The sequence below is a fragment of the Pseudomonas fluorescens genome, from assembly GCF_000802965.1.
Taxonomy (GTDB): domain Bacteria; phylum Pseudomonadota; class Gammaproteobacteria; order Pseudomonadales; family Pseudomonadaceae; genus Aquipseudomonas; species Aquipseudomonas fluorescens_A.
On sequence record NZ_JSAK01000033.1, the window covers coordinates 149,199 to 174,338 of the forward strand.

27 protein-coding genes are annotated in these 25,140 nt (G+C 59.2%); 5 read left to right on the forward strand and 22 right to left on the reverse strand.

Annotation, left to right across the window (positions count from 1 at the left end; all coding sequences use genetic code 11):
- The first annotated feature begins 54 nt into the window (after window positions 1–54).
- The gene (locus tag NL64_RS25380) at window positions 55–483 is read left to right on the forward strand and encodes a DNA polymerase III subunit chi (RefSeq protein ID WP_034150824.1); all 429 of its coding nucleotides are present in this window, start codon (window positions 55–57) and stop codon (window positions 481–483) included.
- A gap of 8 nt (window positions 484–491) precedes the next feature.
- Window positions 492–887, forward strand: coding sequence for a hypothetical protein (locus NL64_RS25385; protein WP_034150825.1), 396 nt, complete (start codon window positions 492–494; stop codon window positions 885–887).
- A gap of 162 nt (window positions 888–1,049) precedes the next feature.
- On the opposite strand, the gene NL64_RS25390 is transcribed toward NL64_RS25385, so the two are convergent.
- The gene (locus tag NL64_RS25390) at window positions 1,050–1,811 is read right to left on the reverse strand and encodes a sulfite exporter TauE/SafE family protein (RefSeq protein WP_034150826.1); all 762 of its coding nucleotides are present in this window, start codon (window positions 1,809–1,811) and stop codon (window positions 1,050–1,052) included.
- Window positions 1,812–1,948: 137 nt separating this feature from the next.
- On the opposite strand from NL64_RS25390, the gene xseA reads away from it, so the two are divergent.
- Window positions 1,949–3,328: an exodeoxyribonuclease VII large subunit gene (gene xseA / locus NL64_RS25395; protein ID WP_034150875.1), complete on the forward strand. Its 1,380-nt coding sequence runs from the start codon at window positions 1,949–1,951 to the stop codon at window positions 3,326–3,328.
- Between the two features lie 3 nt (window positions 3,329–3,331).
- Window positions 3,332–4,153 carry a M23 family metallopeptidase gene (locus NL64_RS25400; protein ID WP_034150827.1) on the forward strand — a complete coding sequence of 274 codons (822 nt, stop codon included), beginning with the start codon at window positions 3,332–3,334 and terminating at the stop codon, window positions 4,151–4,153.
- A 131-nt stretch (window positions 4,154–4,284) separates the two neighbouring features.
- On the opposite strand, the gene NL64_RS25405 is transcribed toward NL64_RS25400, so the two are convergent.
- The gene (locus NL64_RS25405; RefSeq protein WP_034150876.1) at window positions 4,285–4,641 is read right to left on the reverse strand and encodes a hypothetical protein; all 357 of its coding nucleotides are present in this window, start codon (window positions 4,639–4,641) and stop codon (window positions 4,285–4,287) included.
- A 389-nt stretch (window positions 4,642–5,030) separates the two neighbouring features.
- On the opposite strand from NL64_RS25405, the gene leuA reads away from it, so the two are divergent.
- Window positions 5,031–6,710, forward strand: coding sequence for a 2-isopropylmalate synthase (gene leuA / locus NL64_RS25410; RefSeq protein WP_034150828.1), 1,680 nt, complete (start codon window positions 5,031–5,033; stop codon window positions 6,708–6,710).
- A 204-nt stretch (window positions 6,711–6,914) separates the two neighbouring features.
- Here the strand turns inward: leuA and NL64_RS25415 are convergent, their stop codons facing one another.
- From NL64_RS25415 to cysE, 20 genes are all read right to left on the reverse strand, one after another.
- The gene (locus NL64_RS25415) at window positions 6,915–7,706 is read right to left on the reverse strand and encodes an amidohydrolase (RefSeq protein WP_034150829.1); all 792 of its coding nucleotides are present in this window, start codon (window positions 7,704–7,706) and stop codon (window positions 6,915–6,917) included.
- Window positions 7,694–8,842, reverse strand: a complete 1,149-nt coding sequence (locus NL64_RS25420; protein WP_034150830.1) for a pyridoxal phosphate-dependent aminotransferase — start codon at window positions 8,840–8,842, stop codon at window positions 7,694–7,696. The genes NL64_RS25415 and NL64_RS25420 overlap by 13 nt, the downstream gene beginning before the upstream one ends.
- A 228-nt stretch (window positions 8,843–9,070) precedes the next feature.
- Window positions 9,071–10,540: a ribosome biogenesis GTPase Der gene (der, locus tag NL64_RS25425; protein ID WP_034150831.1), complete on the reverse strand. Its 1,470-nt coding sequence runs from the start codon at window positions 10,538–10,540 to the stop codon at window positions 9,071–9,073.
- A gap of 241 nt (window positions 10,541–10,781) precedes the next feature.
- The gene (gene bamB / locus NL64_RS25430; RefSeq protein WP_034150832.1) at window positions 10,782–11,933 is read right to left on the reverse strand and encodes an outer membrane protein assembly factor BamB; all 1,152 of its coding nucleotides are present in this window, start codon (window positions 11,931–11,933) and stop codon (window positions 10,782–10,784) included.
- Window positions 11,926–12,567 carry a tetratricopeptide repeat protein gene (locus NL64_RS25435; protein ID WP_034150833.1) on the reverse strand — a complete coding sequence of 214 codons (642 nt, stop codon included), beginning with the start codon at window positions 12,565–12,567 and terminating at the stop codon, window positions 11,926–11,928. The genes bamB and NL64_RS25435 overlap by 8 nt, the downstream gene beginning before the upstream one ends.
- A gap of 42 nt (window positions 12,568–12,609) precedes the next feature.
- Window positions 12,610–13,899 carry a histidine--tRNA ligase gene (hisS, locus tag NL64_RS25440; RefSeq protein ID WP_034150834.1) on the reverse strand — a complete coding sequence of 430 codons (1,290 nt, stop codon included), beginning with the start codon at window positions 13,897–13,899 and terminating at the stop codon, window positions 12,610–12,612.
- 37 nt (window positions 13,900–13,936) lie between these two features.
- Window positions 13,937–15,046 (reverse strand): flavodoxin-dependent (E)-4-hydroxy-3-methylbut-2-enyl-diphosphate synthase, encoded by a 1,110-nt coding sequence (ispG, locus tag NL64_RS25445; protein WP_003185136.1) that lies wholly within the window; start codon window positions 15,044–15,046, stop codon window positions 13,937–13,939.
- Window positions 15,047–15,048: 2 nt separating this feature from the next.
- Window positions 15,049–16,077, reverse strand: coding sequence for a RodZ domain-containing protein (locus NL64_RS25450; protein ID WP_034150835.1), 1,029 nt, complete (start codon window positions 16,075–16,077; stop codon window positions 15,049–15,051).
- Entirely contained in the window at window positions 16,077–16,835 is a 759-nt protein-coding gene (gene pilW, locus NL64_RS25455; protein WP_034150836.1) for a type IV pilus biogenesis/stability protein PilW, read from the reverse strand. Before pilW ends, NL64_RS25450 begins: the two co-directional genes overlap by 1 nt.
- A gap of 16 nt (window positions 16,836–16,851) precedes the next feature.
- Window positions 16,852–17,994 (reverse strand): 23S rRNA (adenine(2503)-C(2))-methyltransferase RlmN, encoded by a 1,143-nt coding sequence (rlmN, locus tag NL64_RS25460; RefSeq protein WP_034150837.1) that lies wholly within the window; start codon window positions 17,992–17,994, stop codon window positions 16,852–16,854.
- A gap of 28 nt (window positions 17,995–18,022) precedes the next feature.
- Window positions 18,023–18,448: a nucleoside-diphosphate kinase gene (ndk, locus tag NL64_RS25465; protein WP_007916882.1), complete on the reverse strand. Its 426-nt coding sequence runs from the start codon at window positions 18,446–18,448 to the stop codon at window positions 18,023–18,025.
- An 88-nt stretch (window positions 18,449–18,536) separates the two neighbouring features.
- Window positions 18,537–18,737: a Fe-S cluster assembly protein IscX gene (iscX, locus tag NL64_RS25470; RefSeq protein WP_017123703.1), complete on the reverse strand. Its 201-nt coding sequence runs from the start codon at window positions 18,735–18,737 to the stop codon at window positions 18,537–18,539.
- Window positions 18,738–18,751: 14 nt separating this feature from the next.
- Entirely contained in the window at window positions 18,752–19,093 is a 342-nt protein-coding gene (gene fdx, locus NL64_RS25475; protein WP_034150838.1) for an ISC system 2Fe-2S type ferredoxin, read from the reverse strand.
- A gap of 2 nt (window positions 19,094–19,095) precedes the next feature.
- Window positions 19,096–20,958, reverse strand: coding sequence for a Fe-S protein assembly chaperone HscA (gene hscA / locus NL64_RS25480; protein ID WP_034150839.1), 1,863 nt, complete (start codon window positions 20,956–20,958; stop codon window positions 19,096–19,098).
- A 51-nt stretch (window positions 20,959–21,009) separates the two neighbouring features.
- The gene (gene hscB / locus NL64_RS25485) at window positions 21,010–21,531 is read right to left on the reverse strand and encodes a co-chaperone HscB (RefSeq protein WP_034150840.1); all 522 of its coding nucleotides are present in this window, start codon (window positions 21,529–21,531) and stop codon (window positions 21,010–21,012) included.
- 8 nt (window positions 21,532–21,539) lie between these two features.
- Window positions 21,540–21,863 (reverse strand): iron-sulfur cluster assembly protein IscA, encoded by a 324-nt coding sequence (gene iscA / locus NL64_RS25490; protein ID WP_034150841.1) that lies wholly within the window; start codon window positions 21,861–21,863, stop codon window positions 21,540–21,542.
- Between the two features lie 34 nt (window positions 21,864–21,897).
- The gene (iscU, locus tag NL64_RS25495; protein WP_007916892.1) at window positions 21,898–22,284 is read right to left on the reverse strand and encodes a Fe-S cluster assembly scaffold IscU; all 387 of its coding nucleotides are present in this window, start codon (window positions 22,282–22,284) and stop codon (window positions 21,898–21,900) included.
- A gap of 83 nt (window positions 22,285–22,367) precedes the next feature.
- Window positions 22,368–23,582 carry an IscS subfamily cysteine desulfurase gene (locus NL64_RS25500; RefSeq protein ID WP_034150842.1) on the reverse strand — a complete coding sequence of 405 codons (1,215 nt, stop codon included), beginning with the start codon at window positions 23,580–23,582 and terminating at the stop codon, window positions 22,368–22,370.
- 51 nt (window positions 23,583–23,633) lie between these two features.
- Window positions 23,634–24,125: a Fe-S cluster assembly transcriptional regulator IscR gene (iscR, locus tag NL64_RS25505; protein WP_007903581.1), complete on the reverse strand. Its 492-nt coding sequence runs from the start codon at window positions 24,123–24,125 to the stop codon at window positions 23,634–23,636.
- 238 nt (window positions 24,126–24,363) lie between these two features.
- Window positions 24,364–25,140 (reverse strand): serine O-acetyltransferase, encoded by a 777-nt coding sequence (cysE, locus tag NL64_RS25510; RefSeq protein WP_034150843.1) that lies wholly within the window; start codon window positions 25,138–25,140, stop codon window positions 24,364–24,366.

Genomic DNA, 25,140 nt, shown 5'->3' on the forward strand with positions numbered 1-25,140 from the left:
TGACCTTTGGCGGCGTCGCTTTCGAGTAACGCCGCCAAAGGCTCAGGAACCGCAATGACCAAAGTCGACTTCTATATCCTGCCCAGCGCCGATCCTTCGGCACGTCTGGATTTTGCTTGCAAGCTCACCGAGAAAGCCTGGCGCATGGGCCACCGCGTCTACCTGCATTGCAGTGATGCGGCTCAACGCGACGATCTCGATGCGCGCCTGTGGACCTTCAAAGGTGAAAGCTTCGTGCCCCACGCTCCTGCTGAAAGCGAACCGGACAGCCTGATCGTGCTGGGTTTAGGCGATGACTGCGGTCAGCATCAGGACCTGCTGGTCAACCTCGACCTGAAAGTGCCGGCCTTTGCCCAACGCTTTGCCCGCGTGGCGGAAGTGGTGGTCGAAGATCCGGTGATACGCCAGGCCGCGCGGGAGAGTTTCCGTTTCTACCGCGAACAGGGCTATCCTCTGCAAGATCACCGTTTACAGCGACTCTGAGCATTCCGATGGACACTCCAAAACCGCTGCAAGATTCCGCGCACCTGCTGGACGACCTTGAGTCGATCCGCCAATTGCTCGGCGATGACAACCTGCAACCACCGCTGCTGACCGACACGGTCGAGGACGGTGACCAGGAACAGATTCCAATGCTGTTCGATACCGTCAGCGAACCTGCGCCGACTGTCGCACCGCCCCCCCCCAAGCCTGCTGCCGAACCGGCACCGGCACCGAGCGCCAGCAAAAACGCCGACGCCCTGCTGTACCTCGACAACGAACTGCGCGCCGCAGCGCAATTGATCATGCAAGACGTGATCGACGACTTCGCGCCGCACATCGAAACCGAAATCAAACGCCGCCTCAGTGCGCGGATGGAACGGTTGTTGAGCCAGTACAACGACTGATCCAAGCGCGAAAAAATCTTTGTGGCGAGGGAGCTTGCTCCCGCTGGGCTGCGCAGCAGCCCAATCACCTGTCAGCCATTTTTTTCTGAAATCCGGCATCAATCCTTTTGGGGTCGCTACGCGACCCAGCGGGAGCAAGCTCCCTCGCCACAGGGATGGTGATCAAGCGCTCAGATAGCGGCCAATCAGGGCAATCCCGCTAGCCAACACCAACCACGTCACCAATCGCACAAACGCTTCCCGGGACAAACGCATCGTCAGCCGCCGACCGACCCACAGCCCCAGCGCCATCACCGGCAACAAGCACAGCGCCAACACCAGCAAGGGCAACTCGGCATACACGCCCGCTATCGCAAACAAGCTCAAGCGCACCACCGTGCTGCAGCTGATCAACGCACTTTGCGTCGCCCTCGCCTCATCTTTTGGCAGACGACTGTTCAGATAGATCGCATACAAAAACCCACCACTGCCAAACAACGCACCGAACATCCCACCCACTGTTCCCATCGGCACCGCCCAGGCTGCGGACAACTGCTCCGGCCGGACTTTTATCCACAAGCTGTAAATCGCATAGGCGCTGATAAACAGCCCCATCAACAACAGCAACAGATCGGATTTCAGGTTCAGCAGGAAAATCACGCCCAAGGTACAACCCACCGCCATGCAGGGCAGCAACCGTAGCAACTCCGGCTTGGCCACATCGCGCCGTGAGGGCAACAGATTGCCGAACGCCGCGACGAAATCCAGCAACACCAGCAGCGGTACGATTTTCGACAACGGCATGAACAGAATCAGAATCGGCCCGGCCACCAACGCCGTGCCGAAACCGGCAATGCCAAACACGATATACGCCAGGGCGATCCCCGCCCCGATCACCAGCCAGCCCACCCCACCAAAATTCCATTGACCCAACAAATCGAACATTTCACCCAATCCCTGTAGGAGCTGCCGCAGGCTGCGATCTTTTGATCTTGCCCTTTGAACATCAAAAGATCGCAGCCTTCGGCAGCTCCTACAAGGGATCGTGCATTCAGCTGGAGAATGCCTTTATCATGCGCCCCATGATTAAAGATCCCTTTGCAAGACTCGGCCTCGACCGCGAAGTCCTGACCGTCAGCCAGCTCAACGGCCGTGCGCGGGTGTTGCTCGAAGACGTGTTCAGCAACATTTGGGTCGAGGGCGAAATCTCCAACCTCGCCCGCCCGGCGTCCGGCCACGTGTACTTCACCCTCAAGGACAGCGGCGCCCAAGTACGTTGCGCACTGTTCCGGCAGAACGCCGCGCGAGTCCGCCAGGCGCTGAAGGACGGTCTGGCAGTCAAGGTGCGCGGCAAGGTCTCGCTGTTCGAAGGGCGCGGCGATTACCAGTTGATCCTCGACACCGTGGAGCCGGCCGGTGATGGCGCCTTGCGTCTGGCCTTCGATGCCTTGAAGGAAAAACTCAGCGCCGAAGGCCTGTTCAGCGCCGAGCGCAAAGTGCCCTTGCCGGCCCATCCGCAACGCATTGGCATCATCAGTTCGCCGACCGGCGCGGTGATCCGCGACATCATCAGCGTGTTCCGCCGCCGTGCGCCGCAGATTCAACTGACGCTGATCCCCACCGCCGTGCAAGGCCGTGAAGCTACCGCGCAAATTGTCCGCGCCCTGAAACTGTCGGATGCCCGTGGTTTCGACGCGCTGATCCTGGCCCGTGGCGGCGGCTCTCTGGAAGATCTCTGGTGCTTCAACGAAGAAGCCGTGGCCCGCGCTGTGGATGCGTGCGTGACGCCGATCGTCAGCGCCGTCGGCCATGAAACGGATGTGTCGATCAGCGATTTCGTGGCCGACGTTCGCGCGCCGACACCGTCCGCCGCTGCCGAACTGCTCGCGCCGGATTCCAGCGACCTGGTGCGCCGGGTCGAAAGCTTGCATCGCCGCTTGGTGATGCGCATGCGCGACCGCCTGATGCGTGATCGGCTACGTCTGGAAGGCATCTCCCGTCGCCTGCGCCATCCCGGCGAACGCCTGCGCCAGCAAGCGCAGCGTCTGGATGATCTGGACATGCGCATGCGCCGCGCCTTCGAGCGCAGTCTCAATACCCGCCGCGAACGATTGATCCGATTGGAGACGCGTTTGGCCGGGCAACATCCCGGTCGGCAACTGGCGATGCTGCGCCAACGCCTCGACAGCCTCGCCGAACGCCTGCCCCGCGCCATCCGCGAAGGACTGAAAAGCCGTCGCTTGCAACTGCAAAGCCAGATGCAGACGTTGCACGTAGTCAGCCCGCTGGCGACCCTCGGCCGTGGCTACAGCATTTTGCTCGATGAGCGCGGCAACGCGATCCGCAACGCCGCGCAGACTCATACCGGCCAGCGCCTGAAAGCCAAACTCGGCGAAGGCGAGCTGCAAGTACGGGTCGAAGACAATCACCTGACGCCTGTCACCCTTTCTTTACTGGATTGATCCATGCCGCGTTTTTTCGCTTCGCTGCTGTTGCTGTGCCTGACTTTCAACGCCCATGCCGACAGCTACATCACCCGCCTGTTGAATAAACCGGTGCCGGGCGGCGTGGTCGTCGTCGACCTGGGCGCTTCCGCGCAAGCGCCGAAGGCCAGTTATCAGGGCAAACCGGTGTTGGTGGTCAAGGAGCAGAACAACTGGCTGGCGATTGTCGGCGTACCGCTGACGGTCAAACCGGGTGCCCAGTCCATTAGCAGCGGCGGCCGCAACCTGAGTTTCACCGTCGGCAACAAGAAGTATCCGGAACAACGCATTACCCTGAAGAACACCCAGCAAGTCAATCCGGACCCGGACAACCTCAAGCGCATCGAGCGTGAACTGGCCGAACAGATTGCCGCTTATCGCACCTTCAGCCCGAACACCCCGAGCAACCTGTTGCTGGACAAACCGGTCAACGGCCCGCTGTCGAGCAAGTTCGGTGTGCGCCGCTTCTTCAACGGTGAAGAACGCAATCCTCACTCCGGCCTGGATTTCGCCGTGGGCGCTGGCACACCAATCAAGACCCCGGCCGCCGGCAAAGTAATCCTGATCGGCAACTACTTCTTCAATGGCAACACGGTGTTTGTCGATCACGGCCAGGGCTTTATCAGCATGTTTTGCCATATGTCGAAAATCGACGTGAAGGTCGGGCAGCAATTGGCTCGCGGTGGTGTGGTGGGCAAGGTCGGCGCGACCGGCCGGGCGACCGGGCCTCATATGCACTGGAATGTCAGCCTGAATGACGCGCGGGTGGATCCGGCGATTTTTATCGGGGCGTTTCAGCCTTAGTTATTGGGTGAAGCGGATTCCCCCATCGCGGGCAAGCCCGCTCCCACAGGTTCGGCGACGTACATAAATGTTATGAACACCATCGCCAACTGTGGGAGCGGGCTTGCCCGCGATGGCGATTGCACAGGCACTTACTCCGCCTCCAAATCCTCAATCCCATGCACCTCGCGATCCGCCAGGCAATGCTTGATCCACTCCTGAGTTTCCTGCGAGAAACCCATCAATTCCTCACCCGAGATCAACTCCCGGGCACACAACCCGAGCAGATGCGAACGCGCTTCGTGACGTGAAAACCTGAACACGCCAAACGCCCAATACAGCTCCTTCTGCCCCGCCTTGAGTGTTTCCTCGCTGGCATCAATCCGTTCGTAGGGCGCAATGCTCTTGTCCAGCACCGTTTTTTCCACATCCGCCAGAATCCGCACGCACATCCGCTCACGGGCCAACGGGCGCAACACGCAATAGAGCTTCCAATCGGACTCGTTCATCACCGACTCCTGCTTGCCAATCGAGGCTTTAAGAATAGCTTCACTGACACCGTCCGGCGCCGAAACCCTCGATTGCGCATCGCTCAAACCTTGCGCAAACAACCGAACGATCGCCATGAACCAGAGCAATAAAATCTCGATAAATACGGCGTCACGAGTATTCCTCTCAATTTTTTTCGACTGCTTGCCATCCTTCCCCCTCGCGGTTAGGGTTGAAGGCATGAAAACCTCTCACACCCTCATTCAGCTTCGCCAGCACCGCAGTTTGTGCCTAGTCAGCGCACGACTGCCGGGCTGAATCGCAGCGCCTCGTCTTACGCTCCACCCCAGAACATTTTGATCCACCGGCAGGCCGCCTTTTTTCGGCCCACACAATAAGGATTATCCCGATGAGCATGCTCAAAGACCCGTCTTCAAAATACCGCGCGTTCCCGACCATCGATATCCCGGACCGTACCTGGCCGTCGAAAACCATCACCACCGCGCCGATCTGGTGCAGCTCCGACCTGCGTGATGGCAACCAGTCGCTGATCGAACCGATGGACGCCGTCAAGAAGCTGCGCTTCTGGAAAACCCTGGTGCAGGTCGGCGTGAAAGAAATCGAAGCCTCGTTCCCGGCCGCGTCGCAAACCGACTTCGACTTCGTGCGCACCCTGATCGAAGACGGCCACATCCCGGACGACACCGCCATCCAGGTGCTGACCCAGGGCCGTGAAGACCTGATCGAGCGCACTTTCGAATCCCTGCGCGGGGCGAAGAAAGCCATCGTTCACCTGTACAACGCGACCTCCCCTTCCTTCCGCCGCATTGTCTTCAACCAGGACAAAGACGGGATCAAGGAAATCGCTGTCAGCGCAGCCAAGCTGTTCGTCAAATATGCGGCCCAGCAGCCTGAAACCGAGTGGACCTTCGAATATTCGCCGGAAACCTTCAGCGCTACCGAGCTGGAATTCGCCAAGGAAGTCTGTGACGCGGTGATCGAGGTCTGGAACCCGACGCCTGAGCACAAGATGATTCTGAACCTGCCGGCCACCGTGGAATGCGCGACCCCGAACATCTATGCCGACCAGATCGAATGGTTCGGCCGTCACATCAACCGTCGTGACAGCGTGATCATCAGCCTGCACACCCACAACGACCGTGGCACTGGCGTGGCCGCCACCGAGCTGGGCCTGATGGCTGGCGCGGACCGTGTCGAAGGCTGCCTGTTCGGCAACGGCGAGCGTACCGGTAACGTCGACCTGGTGACCGTGGCGCTGAACATGTACACCCAGGGTCTCGACCCTCAACTGGACTTTTCCGACATCGACGGCGTGCGCAAAGTCGTCGAAGAGTGCAACCAGATCCAGGTTCACCCGCGTCACCCGTACGTCGGCGACCTGGTGCACACCGCGTTCTCCGGCTCCCACCAGGATGCGATCCGCAAGGGCTTCGCCCAGCAGAAATCCGATGCCTTGTGGGAAGTGCCGTACTTGCCGATCGACCCGGCCGACATCGGCCGCAGCTACGAGGCAGTGATTCGCGTCAACAGCCAGTCGGGCAAGGGCGGTATCGCCTACCTGTTGGAACAGGAATACGGCATCAGCTTGCCGCGTCGCATGCAGATCGAATTCAGCCAGGTCGTGCAGCGCGAAACCGATCGCCTGGGCCTGGAAATGACCGCCAAGCAGATTCACTCGCTGTTGATCAGCGAGTACCTGCAGGCCAACACCCCGTACGCGCTGGTCAGCCATCGCCTGCAGGAAGAAAACGGCAACAGCGCCGTCGAAGTTGAAGTGGCGAGCAAGGGTCAGGGCGAAACCAACCTGCACTGGCGTGGCAAGGGCAACGGCGCGTTGGAGGCCCTGGTGGCCGGCCTGCCGATCCCGGTGGAAATCATGGACTACAACGAACACGCCATCGGCGCGGGCACCAATGCCAAGGCGGCGGCCTACATTGAACTGCGTGTGAACGGTGAACGTGCGGTGCACGGCGTGGGTATCGATGAAAACATCACCACCGCCAGCTTCAAGGCGCTGTTCAGCGCACTGAACCGTTCGCTGAGCCAGCCGGAAGCGAAAGCGGCGTAAGCCTTCGCAGAAATATAAAAGGCCCCGGGATGCGAATCTCGGGGCCTTTTTGTTTGTCTGCGGGTTATGCGTTGCCTGTTCTGGCCCCATCGCGGGCAAGCCCGCTCCCACAGTTGACCGTTGTGAACACAAGTTTTATGTACACCCACATACCCTGTGGGAGCGGGCTTGCCCGCGATGAGGCCATGTCAGGCAGCGAAAATCTCAGGTGAACTCGAAGGTGTCGGCATCCAGGTTCGCCGGAAATCTTGTGCGGTACGCCGCCAATTCCGCCGCATCCAGCACTACCTTGAACACCCCGTCCGCCTCCCCCGCACTGAGCAACGTTTCACCCTGAAAATCCAGTACCTGACTGTCACCGGTATACGCAAAGCCTTTACCGTCAGTACCAATGCGATTCACCGCCGCCACATAGCAGAGGTTTTCAATCGCCCGAGCCGGCAGCAAGCGGTTCCAGTGCTGACGCCGTGCACCCGGCCAGTTCGCCGTGTACAGCAGTAAATCAGTGTCTTGGGCGTCGCGACTCCACACCGGGAAACGCAGGTCGTAACAAATCAACGGCCGCACGCGCCAGCCCTTGAGTTCGAACTGCACCTGACGCTCGCCGGGGGTGTAGTGATTGTGTTCGCCGGCCATGCGGAACAGATGGCGCTTGTCGTAGTGCAACACCTCGCCATCCGGCCGAACCCACAACAGACGATTGCGATGGCTGCCGTCGGCGGCCTGGACGATGACGCTGCCGGTAATCACCGCATCAAGCTTCGCTGCCTGAGCCCGCAGCCATTTGCTGGTGGGACCGTTTTCCGGCTCGGCGAGGGTCTCGGACTCCATGGAAAATCCAGTGGTGAACATCTCCGGCAGGATAATCAGATCAGCGCCCCGAGCCTGTTCCAGCAACGGTTCGAAATGCTCCAGATTGGCCTGACGGTCATGCCAGGCCAGCGAGGTCTGGATCAGCGCAACGGTCAGGTTCGGCAGCGCACTCAGATCACGCATAGCTTTTCCGCTGCTTCACGCAGCGTCTCCTCGCGTTTGGCAAAACACAGCCGCACCAGGCGCTGGCCCTCGGGAGGCGTCTGGTAGAACACCGAGATCGGGATGCTTGCCACGCCGTGTTCGCGGGTCATCCACAACGCCATTTCCACGTCATTAAGGTCCGGACGGATCTGCGAATAATCGACCAACTGGAAATACGTGCCGGTCACCCGGGTAAAACTGAAACGCGAAGGCGCTAGCAGATCGCAAAAAAGATCGCGCTTGGCCTGATAGAAACCCGGCAGCTCATCGATGTGTTCCGGATGCTCGGCCATGAAATCAGCCAGAGCATATTGCAGCGGCGTCACGCCGCAGAAGCTGACGTATTGATGCACCTTGCGCAGCTCCGCCGTCAGGGCTGGCGGCGCGACCACATAGCCGGTTTTCCATCCGGTGACGTGGTAAGTCTTGCCGAAGGAACTGACTACGAACGCGCGCTGGTACAGTTCTTCGTGATTCAGCACGCTGACGTGAGGCACACCGTCGAACACCAGGTGTTCGTAGACTTCATCGCTGACGATGTAAATCTCGCGATCGCGGATCAAATCCGCCAACTGATCCAGCTCGGCACGGCTGATCAGCGCACCGCTTGGGTTGTGCGGCGTATTGAGCACAATCATCCGCGTGCGCGGTGTGATCGCGTCAGCCAACTTTTGGAAGTCGATGGAGAAGTCATTCAGCCCAAGTTGCACATGCACGCAACGACCACCGGCCAGTTCCACCGAGGGCTCGTAACTGTCGTAGCAAGGATCGAACACGATCACTTCGTCGCCGTTGTGGATAACCGCCTGAATCGCACAGAAGATCGCTTGAGTGGCGCCAGGAGTGACCGTCACTTCATGGTCGGCATCCACGTTGACGCCATAGCTGCGCGCGATCTTCGCAGAAATCTGCTGACGCAGCGCCGGCAGGCCGGTCATCGGTGAGTACTGGTTGTGGCCACTGGCAATATGCCGGCCGACTGCATCGCACAGGGCCTGCGGGGCATCGAAATCGGGGAAACCCTGGGACAGGTTGATTGCCCCGGTCTGCGCCGCGAGTTGAGACATCTGAGTGAAGATAGTGATGCCGACATTCGGCAGCTTACTGCTGATCATTGGTGATTCCCTGCTCTACACCCGGCTCTACGTCGGCGCGGGAGAGCCCGAGGATAGCCCATCCGGCGCCCATAAAAAAAGGGCGCTCTGGTGAGCACCCTTTTTATGACCGAGCCCTGTAGGAGCTGCCGCAGGCTGCGATCTTTTGATCTTGTTTTTTTTAAGATCAAGATCAAAAGATCGCAGCCTGCGGCAGCTCCTACAAGAGCGGACGACGGCCTTCAGGAATCAACGCTTGTCGCGGCGCTTCTTGTCGGCCTTCTTGTTGTGCGACATCAAGCGACGCTTCTTGTTGACCTGACGGTCCGTCAGCGAGTTCTTGTTGCCTTCGTACGGGTTCTCGCCGCCCTTGAACTCGATGCGGATCGGCGTTCCGACCAGCTTGAGCACACGACGGTAAGTGTTTTCCAGATAACGAACGTACGACTTCGGCACTTTCTCGATCTGGTTACCATGAATCACGATGATCGGCGGGTTAGCACCACCCAAGTGGGCATAACGCAGCTTGATCCGGCGGTTGTTGACCATCGGTGGCGCGTGCTCGCCAACCGCATCTTCCAGGATCTGGGTGAGGCGGTTGGTTGGCCAGCGGGTGACCGCGGACTTGAACGAGTTCTGTACGGAAGCGTAGAGGTTGCCCACGCCAGTGCCGTGCAGCGCCGAGATGAAGTGGATGTCGGCGTAGTCAACGAAGAACAGGCGACGCTGCAGCTCGACCTTCACGAAGTCGCGCTCGCTCGGCGTCATGCCGTCCCACTTGTTGATCGCGATAACCAGTGCACGACCCGACTCAATGGCGAAGCCCAGCAGGTTGAGATCGTGATCCACCACACCTTCGCGGGCGTCCATCACGAAGATCACCACGTTGGCGTCTTTGATCGCTTGCAGGGTTTTAACCACGGAGAACTTTTCAACTTCTTCGTGGATCTTGCCGCGCTTGCGCACACCGGCGGTGTCGATCAGCGTGTACTTCTCTTCATTCCGTTCGAACGGGATGTAGATACTGTCGCGGGTGGTGCCGGGTTGGTCGTAGACGATAACCCGGTCTTCACCGAGCATGCGGTTGACCAGGGTCGACTTGCCAACGTTCGGACGGCCGATGATGGCGATCTTGATCCCGTCTTTTTCGCTCGGGCCAGGAATGCGCTTGGCTTCCTCGCCTTCGGCAACGATCTCTTCCTCGCCTTCTTCCGGCTCTTCTTCGTCTTTCGGGAAGTCGCTCAGGGCGATTTCCAGCATCTGGGTGATGCCACGGCCGTGAGCACCGGCGATCGGAATCGCGTGGCCCATGCCCAACGGAGCGAATTCGGCGCGGGCCATTTCAGGGTCGATGTTGTCGACTTTGTTGGCCACCACGTAGGAACGCTTGTTACGTTTGCGCAAATGCTCGGCGATCATCTGGTCGGCGGCGGTGAAACCGGCCTTGGCATCTACCAGGAACAACACAACATCCGCTTCTTCAATGGCCAGCAGCGACTGCTCGGCCATTTTTTCGTCCATACCGTGCTCGTCACCGGAGATACCGCCGGTGTCGACCAGAATGTAGGAACGCCCTTGCCACTTGGCCTCACCGTATTGGCGATCACGGGTCAGACCGGACAAGTCGCCGACGATGGCGTCGCGAGTCCTGGTCAGGCGGTTGAACAAGGTGGACTTGCCGACGTTCGGTCGGCCCACCAGGGCGATTACGGGAACCATGCGGCTCTCCACTTCGTTATTTCAGAAAATACAAAAGCCGCTGCGAGGCAGCGGCTGGTGCTCGGGGCATCACCGTGGCTGTTTTTGTGGGAGCGAGCCTGCTCGCGATAAACGCAAAGGCACCGCATTCATTCAGGCCGCAAACGTTATCGTTGACGTCCATCGCGAGCAGGCTCGCTCCCACATTTCATACCCACAAGTGAAGCAGCCTGGGGGGTTAACCCCAAGCATAGTCAAACCTTTACTTAATGGTCAGGGCTTCCAGTTTGCCGCTGTTGCCATATACATAAATCGTGTCACCCACCACCAGCGGACGGGCACGCAGGCCGTCGCTGTCGATGCGCTCGCGGCCGACGAAACGACCGTCCACCTGGCTCAGCAGGTGCAGGTAACCTTCCAGGTCACCGACTGCAACGTAGCTGGAGAACACTTCCGGAGCCGACAGTTCACGGCGGGCCAAAGCATCGTTGCTCCACAAGGCTGAGGTAGAACGCTCGTCGACGCCTTCAACGGTGCCCGAAGACAGGCTCACGTAGACGCTGCCGAAACCCTGGGCGACACCGGCATAGCTGGAAGCATCACGCTGCCAGAGCTGACGACCGCTTTGCAGGTCCAGTGCCGCTACGCGACCCTGGTAGCTGGCGACGTAAATCGTTTCGCCGGACAGCAGCAAGCCGCCGTCGATGTCGACCACGCGCTCCAGTTCCGAACGACCTTGCGGGATTGCTACACGCTGCTCCCACACCGGCACGCCGTTGGAAATGTCGAGAGCGACCACTTTACCGGTCGAAAAACCAGCCACAGCGAGGCGGTTGGTAACGATCGGTGCGCTGGTACCGCGCAGGGTCAGGACCGCAGGCGTGCTGTCATACAACCAGCGCTGGTTGCCGGTCGCGGCATCCAGACCGATCAGACGGTCGTCCTGAGTCTGAACCACCACCACATCACCATTGTTGGCCGGTGGTGCGAGGACTTCGCTGGACACGCGAGCGCGCCATTTCTCTTCGCCGTTGATGGTGTCCAGGGCAACGATTTCACCCTTGATCGTACCGATCGTCAGCAGACCATAACCCACGCCAACGGCGCCGGAAACAGGCAGTTCGAGATCTTTCTTCCATTTCACGTCGCCGTTGCTGCGATCCATCGCCATCACCACACCGGTCACGTCGGCGGCATAGATGGTATCGCCATCGATTGCCGGAACCAGCATGTTGTAGCTATCGCCCTGACCGTCACCGATCGAACGGCTCCACTGCTTTTGCAAAACCACTTCTTCTTTGAAGTCGGTCAACTCGGCCGGCGGCAGTTCTTTTTTGCTGTTGCTGCTGCAACCCGCGGCCAAAACGGCCAGAGCCAGCAATGCTGCATGTTTCCAACGGATCACGTCACGCATCCCCTTTGGCCAGATCGTCCAGCTTGATTTGTAGGCCACCGACCGCCGCTTCATCCGACAGTGCCGCCTTGGCTTTTTGATACGCCGCGTGTGCTTCATCGGTACGACCCAACTGCACCAGCAGGTCGCCCTTAAGTTCTTCGCGAGTGGCCAGGAACGCTTTGTCGGCATCGCCTTCAAGCAGTTTCAGGGCTTCATCGGCCTTGTTCTGCGCGCCCAGTACCTGCGCCAGGCGCTGACGGGCGATTTCGCCCAGTGCCGGGTTGGCAGGTTTGGCGACGATGGCTTTCAGCTCGGTGACTGCGTCATCCAGCTTGCCACTGTCGACAGCGACTTTCGCTACGAACAGGCTGCCGTACTGCGCATAGGCACTGCCGCCGAACTCACTGTTGAGCTTGCCGGCCAGGTCGGAGACACGGGCCGCATCAGGCTTGCCGTCAGGCGTCAGCGTGGTCTCCAGCAGTTGCTGATAGAGCACCGAGGCGCCTTGCGACTGGTTGTTCTGATACTTGTGAAAGGCTTGCCAGCCGAACACGATAACCAGCGCCAACAGGCCGCCAGTGACCAGGGGCTTGCCGTTGCGTGACCACCAGTCCTTCAAATCCGCCAGCTGTTCGTCTTCGGTACTCGACACCCCAATACTCCTTAATCACTAAATCGGCTGTTTAAGACAGCTTCAACCCTGCACGACGCAGGTGGCCAGGTGAGCGGCAAGCGCATCCCAGGCAATGCTTTGTTGTTCGCCCTGGCCACGCAGGGGTTTGAAACCTACCACTTGCTGGGCCATTTCGTCGTCACCGAGGATCAGCGCATACAGCGCGCCGCTCTTGTCAGCTTTCTTGAACTGGCTTTTGAAACTGCCGGCGCCGGCATTCACTTGCAGGCGCAGGTTGGGCAACTGATCACGAACGCGCTCCGCCAGGGTCAGGCCGGCGAGTTCGGCAGCTTCACCGAAGGCACAGAGGTAAACGTCGACCTGACGGGAGATCTCTTCCGGGATCTGCTCCAGGGTTTCCAGCAGCAGAACCAGACGCTCGATACCCATGGCGAAACCGACGCCAGCGGTGGGCTTGCCACCCATCTGCTCGACCAGGCCGTCGTAACGACCACCGGCACACACGGTGCCCTGGGCGCCCAGTTTGTCGGTGACCCATTCGAAAACGGTCTTGCTGTAGTAATCGAGCCCGCGCACCAGCTTCGGGTTGATCACATAAGGAATGCCGGCGGCGTCCAGGCGAGCCTTGAGGCCCTCGAAGTGCACGCGGGATTCATCGTCGAGGTAGTCGGCCATCTTCGGCGCGTCGACCAGGATCGCTTGTGTGTCGGCGTTCTTGGTGTCCAGTACCCGCAACGGGTTGGTTTTCAGGCGGCGCTGGCTGTCTTCGTCCAGCTTGTCCAGATGCCCGGACAGGAACTCGACCAGAGCTTCGCGATAACGACCACGGGATTCGCTGGTGCCCAGGCTGTTGAGTTCGAGCTTGACCGCATCGCGGATACCCAGCTCGCCCCACAGGCGCCAGGTCAACACGATCAGCTCGGCGTCGATGTCCGGACCGTCGAGGTTGAACACTTCGACGCCGATCTGGTGGAACTGGCGATAACGGCCTTTCTGCGGACGCTCGTGACGGAACATCGGACCGATGTACCAGAGTTTCTGCACTTGGCCACCGCCGGTGATGCCGTGCTCGAGCACCGCACGCACGCAAGCCGCCGTGCCTTCAGGGCGCAGGGTCAGGGAATCACCGTTACGGTCGTCGAAGGTGTACATCTCTTTTTCGACGATGTCGGTCACTTCACCGATGGAGCGCTTGAACAGCTCGGTGAACTCGACGATCGGCATGCGGATCTGCTTGTAACCGTAGTTATCCAGCAGACGCGAAACGGTGCCCTCGAAATGACGCCACAGGGGAGTCTGTTCGGGCAGGATGTCGTTCATGCCACGAATGGCTTGCAGAGACTTGCTCACAATAAATCCTTAAATTCGTTCGGCTCTTCAGTCAGTCTCAACCGCGCGCAATGACGGCAGCGTCAGCTTCGACCTTTTCGGCCGCTTTCTGGCGGATCAAGCGTTCGAGCTCATCCACCAGATTGTCATTCGTCAGTTTCTGCGACGGCTTGCCGTCGATGTAAATCAGGTTTGGCGTGCCGCCGGTCAAGCCGATATGGGCTTCCTTGGCTTCGCCCGGGCCGTTGACCACGCAACCGATCACCGCAACATCCAGCGGCACCAGCAGGTCTTCGAGGCGCCCTTCCAGCTCGTTCATGGTCTTGACCACATCGAAGTTCTGCCGCGAGCAGCTCGGGCAGGCGATGAAGTTGATGCCACGGGAACGCAGGTGCAGGGACTTGAGAATGTCGTAGCCGACTTTCACTTCCTCGACCGGGTCGGCCGCCAACGAGATGCGGATAGTATCGCCAATCCCTTCGGCGAGCAGCATACCGAGGCCCACGGCAGATTTCACTGTGCCGGAGCGCAAACCACCAGCTTCGGTGATGCCAAGGTGCAGCGGCTGGACGATTTCCTTGGCCAGCAAGCGGTACGCTTCGACGGCCATGAACACATCGGAGGCTTTCACGCTGACCTTGAAGTCCTGGAAGTTCAGGCGTTCAAGGTGCTCGACGTGGCGCAACGCGGACTCGACCAGCGCGGCAGGCGTCGGCTCGCCGTATTTCTTCTGCAGGTCTTTTTCCAGGGAACCGGCGTTGACACCGATGCGAATCGGAATACCGCGGTCACGGGCAGCGTCGACTACAGCACGCACGCGATCTTCACGACCGATATTGCCTGGGTTGATCCGCAGGCAGTCCACGCCCAACTCGGCTACGCGCAATGCAATGCGGTAGTCGAAATGGATATCGGCAACCAGCGGCACCTTGACCAGTTGCTTGATCTTGCCGAACGCTTCGGCAGCGTCCATGTCCGGGACGGAAACCCGCACGATATCGACGCCGGCCGCTTCCAGACGATTGATCTGGGCGACGGTGGCTGCGACATCATTGGTGTCGCTGTTGGTCATGCTCTGCACAGCGATAGGCGCATCGCCGCCCACCGGTACGTTGCCGACCCAGATCTTGCGCGATTCGCGACGTTTGATTGGAGATTCGCCGTGCATGACTATTGACCCAACTTCAGGCGAGCAGTCTCGCCACTGGTGAACGGAGCAACATCGACTGCCTGACCGTTGTAACTGACCTGCGCGCCACGGGCGTAGCCCAGGCGAACGGCGAACGGCGGCTTGCCGCTGACGGAAACGCTGTCGCCCTTGCGCTTGAGGCCGCTCAACAGCACCTTGCCGGTGCCGTCTGTGACTTGTGTCCAGCAATCGGCAGTAAATTGCAGTTGAACCTGGCCTTGGCCGGCAACCGGAGCAGCTGGCACAGCCGGTGCGGGAGCAGTCGGAGCAACCGGTGCAGTCACAGCCGGGGCTGGAACGGCAGGAGCAGCTGGAGCCGGGGTCGCAGGGGTAGCAACAACTGGAGCAGCGCTATGCGTCGGTGCTGCCGGAGCAGGAGCCGTCGGCGCTACGGCAGGTGCCGTTTCTGAAGCTGCGGCCGGTGCTTCTGTCGAGGTTTCAGCCTGCGGTAATGCCAGGGCGGTTGTACCTTCAGCCTGACCTTCGGCAACGGCCTGATCTTCCGGCTCGTCCAGCGGATGGATCTGGGTGGTGCCGTCAGCGCCTTCGACTTCGACGTGTTCCGGACTCAGGCTAACCAGGTCTTTGGTGCGCAGTGAAGTCTGGTCCTGCCACCAGACAAAACCACCACCAATCACAGCAACCAGCAACAGCAGGCTGACAATTCGCAAAATCGTGTGGGAAACCCGGACCGGTTCTTCGATACGACCCAGGCTATGGACACTGCTTCCTTTGGAATCGGTACCGGTGGATTGGTCGAACTGCTGGACCAGAACGGCCTGGTCCATACCGAGCAATTTGGCGTAGGCACGGATGTAGCCGCGAGCAAAGGTGTGCCCAGGCAGCTTGTCGAAAGCGCCGGCTTCCAGATTACTCAGGGAATTGACGGTAAGGTTGAGCTTGAGGGCCACTTCGGCCAGCGACCAGCCATTGCTTTCGCGGGCCTGGCGCAAGGTCTCACCGGGATTTACGCGATTCGCTGCTACAACTTCAGGATGCGCCGCTTTCATCATTGCTCCGACAGGTATTGCTGATATTCCGGCGTACCGGGATAAAGTCGTTTTAATTGCAGGCCTGCACTGGCGGCCTTGTCGCGATCTTCGAACACTTTTGCAAGCCGAACGCCGAGCAATAGACTACGTGCATTTTGCTCGGCAAGCAGGCTAAAACGATCGTAATAGTCACGCGCGGGCACATAATGCCTGTCTTCGTAAGACAACTCAGCCATTTCCAGCAAGGCGCGAGGTTGTTGACGATTCAAGCGCAGGGCTTTTTCGAGTTGCTGCTGGGCCAAATCACGCTGGCCGAGCATTGAAGCGGTCATACCGAGGTTTTCGAACACTCGCGAACGCTCAGGATACAGGGTATCGGCAGCGGCCTGTTCGAAGCGCTCGTAGGCTTCCTTGTAACGTTTCTGATCGAAAAGAAAACTGCCGTAGTTGTTGAGGATGCGCGCATCGGTGGGACGAGAAGACAGCGCCTTGCGGAAGTGCTGGTCAGCCAGTTCCGGCTCCATTTCGGCCTGGAATACCAAGCCCAGTGCCGCATTGGCGTCCGGATCTGCGTCATCCAGCTCCAGTGCTTTTTTCAACGGCACTTTTGCCCGCTCGGTCATGCCTTGCTGCAGATAGCCGATCCCGAGCTGCACGTACGCATCACGCGCTTCGTCACGGCCCTTGCTGGTCTTCATCGGGTTGTAATCACCCGAAAGCACGCAGCCGGAACACAGGCTGGCCAACAGCAAAAGCAGCGCAAAGCGCAGGGACATAGAGATCCTCTCTTAATTATTTCGCGGCGTTCTGCGCTATATCGTTGTCAGCGTTGAGTTCACGCACGGCGATATAACGTTCGCTGCGACGGGTGCGATCCAGCACCTGCCCTACCAATTGACCACAGGCCGCGTCGATGTCTTCACCACGAGTGGTGCGGACAGTGACGTTGAAACCGGCGTGATGAAGCTGATCCTGGAACCGACGAATGGCGTTGTTGCTCGGACGCTCGTAACCGGAATGCGGGAACGGGTTGAACGGAATCAGGTTGATCTTGCACGGAATGTTCTTCAGCAACTCGATCATCTCGACCGCGTGCTCGACCTTGTCATTGATGTCTTTGAGCAAGGTGTACTCGATGGTCAGCACGCGCTTTTCGCCCAGGGACGACATGTAGCGCTGGCAAGACTCGAGCAGCATCTTAAGCGGATACTTCTTGTTGATCGGCACCAATTGGTTACGCAATGCGTCATTCGGTGCGTGCAGGGACAACGCCAGGGAGACGTCGATGTGCTTGGACAGCTCATCGATCATCGGCACCACGCCCGAAGTAGACAGGGTCACACGGCGCTTGGAAATGCCGTAGCCCAGGTCGTCCATCATCAGGTGCATGGCCGCAACGACGTTGTCGAAGTTCAGCAGCGGCTCACCCATGCCCATCATCACCACGTTGGTGATGGCACGGTCGACGGTCGCCGGGACGCTGCCAAAGGATTTGTTGGCAATCCACACCTGGCCAATGACTTCGGCGGCGGTGAGGTTGCTATTGAAGCCTTGCTTGCCGGTGGAGCAGAAACTGCAATCCAGGGCACAGCCTGCCTGGGACGAAACGCACAAGGTGCCGCGTTTGCCCTGGGGAATGTAAACGGTCTCGACGCAGCTGCCGGACGCCACGCGCACCACCCACTTACGGGTGCCGTCGCTGGAGATGTCCTCGCTGACCACTTCCGGACCACGGACCTCAGCAACAGCCTTGAGCTTTTCGCGCAAGGCCTTGCTGACGTTCGTCATGGCGTCGAAATCATCGACGCCAAAGTGGTGAATCCATTTCATTACCTGACCGGCACGGAAACGCTTCTCCCCGATTGAGTCGAAGAATTTTTCCATTTCCAGCTGAGTCAGACCCAGCAGGTTAGTTTTTACAGTCGATGTAGTCATGGATTCACCTTCACTCTTAAGCCAATGCTTAGCGAGTGGTTACTTCAGTAGCTGCGAAGAAGTACGAGATTTCGCGAGCAGCAGCGGCTTCGGAGTCCGAACCGTGTACAGCGTTGGCGTCGATGGAATCAGCGAAGTCAGCGCGGATGGTGCCGGCAGCAGCTTCTTTAGGGTTGGTAGCGCCCATCAGCTCACGGTTCAGAGCGATAGCGTTTTCGCCTTCCAGAACCTGAACGACAACCGGACCGGAGATCATGAAAGCAACCAGGTCGCCGAAGAAACCACGAGCGCTGTGCTCAGCGTAGAAGCCTTCAGCTTCAGCTTTGGACAGTTGCTTCAGTTTCGAAGCTACAACGCGCAGGCCAGCTTTTTCGAAACGAGTGGTGATCTCGCCGATAACGTTTTTTGCAACAGCGTCAGGCTTGATGATGGAGAAAGTACGTTGAACAGCCATGGTGTAACTCCAGAAACGGTAATTTGCGAAAAATTAAACCCGCGAATTATACGCGGGTTCTTGGGTATTGCCTAACCTGCAGCGTGGCTCAGTCGCGTTCTTCGATCCAGTGGGCCTGAATGGCCTCCAGGATCTTCTCGCCACAATGCTCAGGCTTGTCGTCGAACTCGGGCAGTTCCATCACCCATTTGCGCAGATCGACGAAGTTGACCGACATAGGGTCCACGTCGGGCTTGCTTTCAGCCAGCTGGATCGCGATTTCCAGCACATCAGTCCACTTGAGACTCATGACAATTCCTTGAATCAGTGCGGCGCTTCGGCTGCGTGGTTGAGCGAGTATTTCGGAATTTCGACGGTCAGGTCTTCGGTACCGACCTTGGCCTGGCAACCCAGGCGGGACACAGGCTCCAGCCCCCAGGCCCGATCAAGATAGTCCTCTTCCAGCTCGTCAGCCTCTTCCAGCGAGTCAAACCCTTCGCGAATCAGGCAGTGACAAGTGGTGCAGGCACAGACGCCGCCGCAGGCACTTTCCATCTCGATATGGTGTTCATGTGCCAGTTCGAGGATGGAAACACCCGTCTCAGCTTCCACGACCATGCCGTCCGGGCAAAACTTTTCATGTGGCAGAAAAATGACCTGCGGCATCGTTATTCCTCAATCTCATTCAGGTTGCGCCCCGCCAGCGCGGCTTTCACCGTCGAGTCCAGGCGGCGGGCAGCAAAGGCGTCGGTGACTTGCGACAGACGCTTGGTCTGCTGCTCGATGGCGAAACCATCGGTACCTTTCATCAGTTCGGTGAGTTCCTGCACCTGCGCATCGATAACCATGCGCTCTTCGGCGTCGAGCAAACGCTCGCCATCAGCCTCCAGAGCTGCCTGCACCGCTTCGATCAGGCGCTGGGCATCGACCTGCTGCTCACGCAATACGCGGGCAACCTTGTCGTCATTGGCGTGCTGGAACGAATCCTTGAGCATTTTGGCGATTTCGCCGTCGGTCAGACCGTAGGAAGGCTTGACCTGGATGCTGGCTTCAACGCCCGAACCCAACTCACGGGCCGAGACACTGAGCAGACCGTCAGCATCGACCTGGAAGGTCACGCGAATTTTCGCCGCGCCGGCCACCATCGCTGGAATGCCGCGCAATTCGAAACGTGCCAGGGAGCGGCAGTCGCTGATTAGCTCGCGCTCACCCTGCAATACGTGGATCGCCATGGCCGACTGGCCGTCTTTATAGGTGGTGAAGTCCTGGGCGCGAGCGACGGGGATGGTGGTGTTACGCGGAATCACCTTCTCCATCAGGCCGCCCATGGTTTCCAGCCCCAGGGACAACGGAATCACGTCGAGCAGCAGCAGTTCATCGCCATCGCGCTTGTTGCCGGCCAGGGTATCGGCCTGGATCGCGGCACCAATGGCCACCACTTGATCCGGATCGATTTCAGTCAGCGGCTGGCGACCGAAGGCTTCAGCGACAGCTTCGCGAACACGCGGCACGCGAGTCGAACCACCAACCATGACCACTGCATGCACATCTTCCAGCTCAACACCGGAATCACGCACCGCGCGGCGGCAGGCTTTAAGGCTGCGCGCGACCATCGGCTCGATCAACGCATCAAAGGCTTCGCGGGTCAGCTCGGCTTTCCAGTCGCCGTGAGCCACTTCGACCGACGAGGCATTGGTCAGCGCTTCTTTGGCAGCGCAGGCCGTTTGTAGCAGTTGACGCTGCGCACCCGGATCGAGATCGGCAGACAGGCCTGCGCTTTCAATGATCCAGCCAGCGATTGCGTGGTCGAAGTCATCGCCGCCCAAGGCGCTGTCGCCACCGGTAGCCAGGACTTCGAAGACACCGCCGGTCAGGCGCAGAATCGAAATATCGAAGGTGCCGCCACCCAGGTCGTAAATCGCGACCAGGCCTTCGGCGTGTTGATCCAGACCATAAGCCACAGCGGCAGCCGTCGGCTCATTGAGCAAACGCAGCACGTTCAGACCGGCCAGTTTGGCCGCATCCTTGGTGGCTTGACGCTGAGCGTCATCGAAATAGGCCGGAACGGTGATTACCGCGCCCACCAGTTCGCCGCCCAAGGTCGCTTCAGCGCGCTGACGCAGAACCTTGAGGATATCGGCGGACACTTCCACCGGGCTTTTCGGGCCCTGGATCGTGTCGATGAACGGCATGTGCGACTCGCCGCCGACAAAGCGGTATGGCAGTTGATCACCCAATTGCTTGACGTCGGACAGACCACGACCCATCAGGCGCTTGACCGACAGCACGGTGTTCAAGGGATCGGTTGCGGCAGCCAGCTTGGCGGATTCGCCCACTTCGACGCGATCAGCGTGATAGCGCACCGCAGACGGCAGGATAACCTGCCCTTCTGCGTCGGCCAGAGGCTCGGAAAGACCACTGCGCAATGCAGCGACCAGCGAATTGGTAGTGCCCAAGTCGATCCCCACAGCCAGACGACGCTGGTGCGGTTGAGGACTTTGGCCGGGTTCGGCGATCTGCAGTAGGGCCATCGTTATCAGGACTTATCTGTATATCAGGCGTGCGACCGGAGCGGCACTGGGTTAATCGTCGAGGCGCTCTTCTAACTGGCGCACTTCGTAGGTGAGCTTGTCGAGGAACTGCATGCGCCGCATCAGGCGTTCGGCCTGTTCACGGTGCGCGGCATCGTTCCAGCAAGCTGCGAAGCTTTGGTTCAGTTCATCCTGGGCAGCCTTCAGGCGACGCTTGAAGACGGCAACGCCATTGAGGTCTGCGCTGTCCTGCAGGTCTTCGAGCTCTTCACGCAACTCCATCTGTTGCAGAAGAAACTTCGGATCATGCACCGTGACCTCCAGCGGCAGCTCGCCCCCATTCAAGGCGAGCAGGTAACGCGCGCGCTTGGGTGGACTCTTGAGCGTCTGGTAGGCCTCGTTGAGGCTCGCGGATTGCTCTAGCGCCAGCCGCTGCTCACGCTCGGAAGCGTCAGCGAAGCGGTCCGGATGAACGCTGCGCGCCAACTCACGGTAGCGCGTAGCCAGCTGATCGAGGTCCAGATTGAAACTCGGTTGCAGCTCAAATAAAGCGAAATGACAAGGAGTACCCACGACAAGCCTCAGATGTTGAAGCTTTCGCCGCAGCCACATTCACCGCGCACGTTGGGGTTGTTGAACTTGAAGCCTTCGTTCAACCCTTCCTTGACGAAATCGAGCTCGGTGCCGTCCAGGTAGGCCAGGCTTTTCGGGTCGATGATCACTTTTTCGCCGTGACTTTCGAACACCTGATCGTCTGCAACCACCTCGTCGACAAACTCCAGCACGTAGGCAAGGCCGGAACAGCCCGTGGTGCGAACACCCAGACGAATCCCTTCACCTTTGCCGCGCCCGTCGAGGGAGCGCCGCACGTGTCGAGCAGCCGCTTCTGTCATGCTGATAGCCATCGGTGACTCCTTACTCGTCGCCAAATCTTGAAAGTCAGATCAAGCCTTTCTTCTGCTTGTAGTCGCGAACGGCCGCTTTGATAGCGTCTTCAGCAAGTACGGAGCAGTGAATTTTCACTGGCGGCAGGGCCAGTTCTTCAGCCAGCTGAGTGTTCTTGATGGTTTCCGCTTCGTCCAGGGTCTTGCCCTTCATCCACTCGGTGGCGAGGGAGCTGGAAGCGATAGCCGAACCGCAGCCGTAGGTCTTGAACTTGGCATCCTCAATGATGCCGGCGTCGTTGACTTTGATCTGCAGGCGCATGACGTCGCCGCAAGCCGGCGCGCCGACCATGCCGGTGCCGACATCAGGATCTTCCGCGTTCATCTTGCCGACGTTGCGCGGGTTTTCGTAGTGGTCGATGACCTTTTCGCTGTAAGCCATGATTCTTAATCCTCACTCATCAGAGAGTCGCTCTTTGAGCCCCGTCACTATCGTGCGCGGGGCCGGTTCGCGGCGACTTGAAATCAGTGTGCCGCCCACTCGATTTTCGAAATGTCGACACCGTCTTTGTACATGTCCCACAGCGGCGACAGAGCGCGCAGCTTGGTAACGGCCTCGCAGACTTTCTGCGCGGCGTAGTCGATTTCTTCTTCGGTGGTGAAACGGCCGAAGGTGAAGCGGATCGAGCTGTGTGCCAGTTCGTCGTTGCGGCCCAGGGCGCGCAGTACGTACGAAGGCTCCAGCGAAGCCGAGGTGCAAGCCGAACCGGACGAAACCGCCAGATCCTTGAGCGCCATGATCAGCGACTCGCCTTCAACGTAGTTGAAGCTCAGGTTCAGGTTGTGCGGGACGCGGGCGGTCAGGCTGCCGTTGACGTAAAGCTCTTCCAGGTGCTCGACCTGCTTGTAGAAACGGTCGCTCAAGGCTTTGATGCGCACGTTCTCGGCAGCCATGTCTTCCTTGGCTACGCGGAAAGCTTCACCCATGCCAACGATCTGGTGAGTGGCCAGGGTGCCCGAACGCATGCCGCGCTCGTGACCGCCGCCGTGCATGGTCGCTTCGATACGTACGCGCGGCTTGCGGCTTACGTACAGGGCGCCAATGCCTTTAGGACCGTAGGTCTTGTGGGCGGAGAACGACATCATGTCGACTTTCAGCTTCTGCAGGTCGATTTCGACCTTGCCGGTGGACTGAGCGGCGTCGACGTGGAACAGGATGCCCTTGGAACGCAGCAGTTCGCCGATCGCAGCGATGTCGTTGACGGTGCCGATTTCGTTGTTCACGTGCATGACCGAAACCAGGATGGTGTCGTCGCGCAGTTCGGCTTCGATCATCTCAGGAGTGACCAGACCATCGGTGCGAGGCTCGATGTAGGTGACTTCGAAGCCTTCACGCTCCAGTTGGCGCATGGTGTCGAGGACAGCCTTGTGCTCAATCTTGGTGGTGATCAGGTGCTTGCCTTTGGTGGCGTAGAAATGTGCCGCACCCTTGATTGCCAGGTTGTCGGACTCGGTGGCGCCGGAGGTCCAGACGATTTCACGCGGGTCGGCGTTGACCAGGTCAGCGACCTGACGACGGGCGTTTTCGACGGACTCTTCAGCTTTCCAGCCAAACACGTGGGAACGGGACGCCGGGTTACCGAAGTTTCCGTCGACCAGCAGGCATTCACTCATCTTTTGCGCGACACGCGGATCAACCGGGGTAGTCGCAGAGTAATCAAGGTAAATCGGCAATTTCATGGACTATCTCCTAAATCAGGCTGGCTGGCGTGCCGCTTAGCTCTCTGGCTGTCATTCGACGGCGGACGCTTCAATCTTGTCCAGGCGTGGCGCCTTGCTGTTGCAACGGCGTTGATCCTGACGCTGGGCTACTTCTTGCACCTCACGGCGAGTTACAAGGTCAGCCAAGCTGATACCGCTCAGAAATTCGTGAATCTGCAGGCTCAGATCGCACCACAAGTGGTGAGTCAGACAGGTGTCACCTTGATGGCAATCACCCTGGCCCTGGCATTTGGTTGCATCGACCGATTCGTTCACCGCATCGATCACCTGGGCGACCTGGATGCCCTGCATGTCGCGGGACAATTGGTAGCCACCGCCCGGACCGCGGACGCTGGACACCAGATTGCTACGGCGCAATTTGGCAAACAGCTGTTCGAGGTAGGACAGGGAGATGCCTTGGCGCTCGGAGATATCGGCCAGGGACACGGGCCCGTGCTGCGCGTGCAACGCCAGGTCGAGCATGGCGGTCACGGCGTATCGGCCTTTTGTAGTCAGTCGCATGGACAATTACCACGGAGTTCGGAATGGGGCGAGTATGCAATTCCCGAGTATTTAAGTCAACTATAAGACCTAGTACTTTAGTCAGGTTTACCCGCAAAAGAGCGGGCGCATGATAGCAAAGGCTGGCGGTGAACAGCCAGTAATACCGAGTCATCGTTCATCGCGAGCAGGCTCACTCCTACAGGGGTACGCATTTCAAATGTAGGAGTGAGCCTGCTCGCGATAAGGCCAACTCGGTCTAGCCGGCCTGACTCTGATCCTTGTCCTTCACACAGGCGAAATCTTCTTCGCGCAACTCAGGCAGATCTTTCGCACAGTAATTACTGCCCAGATCCTTCAACGCCCCGCACATCCCCTCCAGACGGCCATCAACTGCCTGCAGATGATCGAGCAACTGGTTAATGGCGCGCGCCACCGGGTCCGGCATGTCTTCAGTCACGCCGTACGCATCAAAACCAATCTTCTCTGCCATGGCCTTGCGCTTGGCGTCTTGCTCTTCGTCGGGTTTGACGATGATCCGCCCCGGAATACCCACCACCGTGGCGCCCGGTGGCACTTCCTTAGTCACCACGGCGTTGGAGCCGACCTTGGCACCCGCCCCCACAGTGAACGGACCAAGCACCTTGGCGCCGGCACCGACAACCACACCGTCACCCAGCGTCGGGTGACGCTTGCCTTTATTCCAGCTGGTGCCACCGAGGGTCACGCCCTGATAAATGGTCACGTCATCGCCGATCTCAGCGGTTTCACCGATGACGATGCCCATGCCATGGTCAATGAAGAAACGACGACCGACCTTGGCACCCGGATGGATCTCGATCCCGGTCAACCAGCGACCGAAGTTCGACACCAGCCGCGCCAGCCATTTCAGGTCTGCGCGCCACAGCATCGCCGACAAACGGTGAATCCAGATGGCATGCATGCCGGGGTAGCAAGTCAGGACTTCAAAAGCGTTACGCGCCGCCGGGTCACGATGGAAAACACTCTGGATATCTTCACGCAAACGCTCGAACAT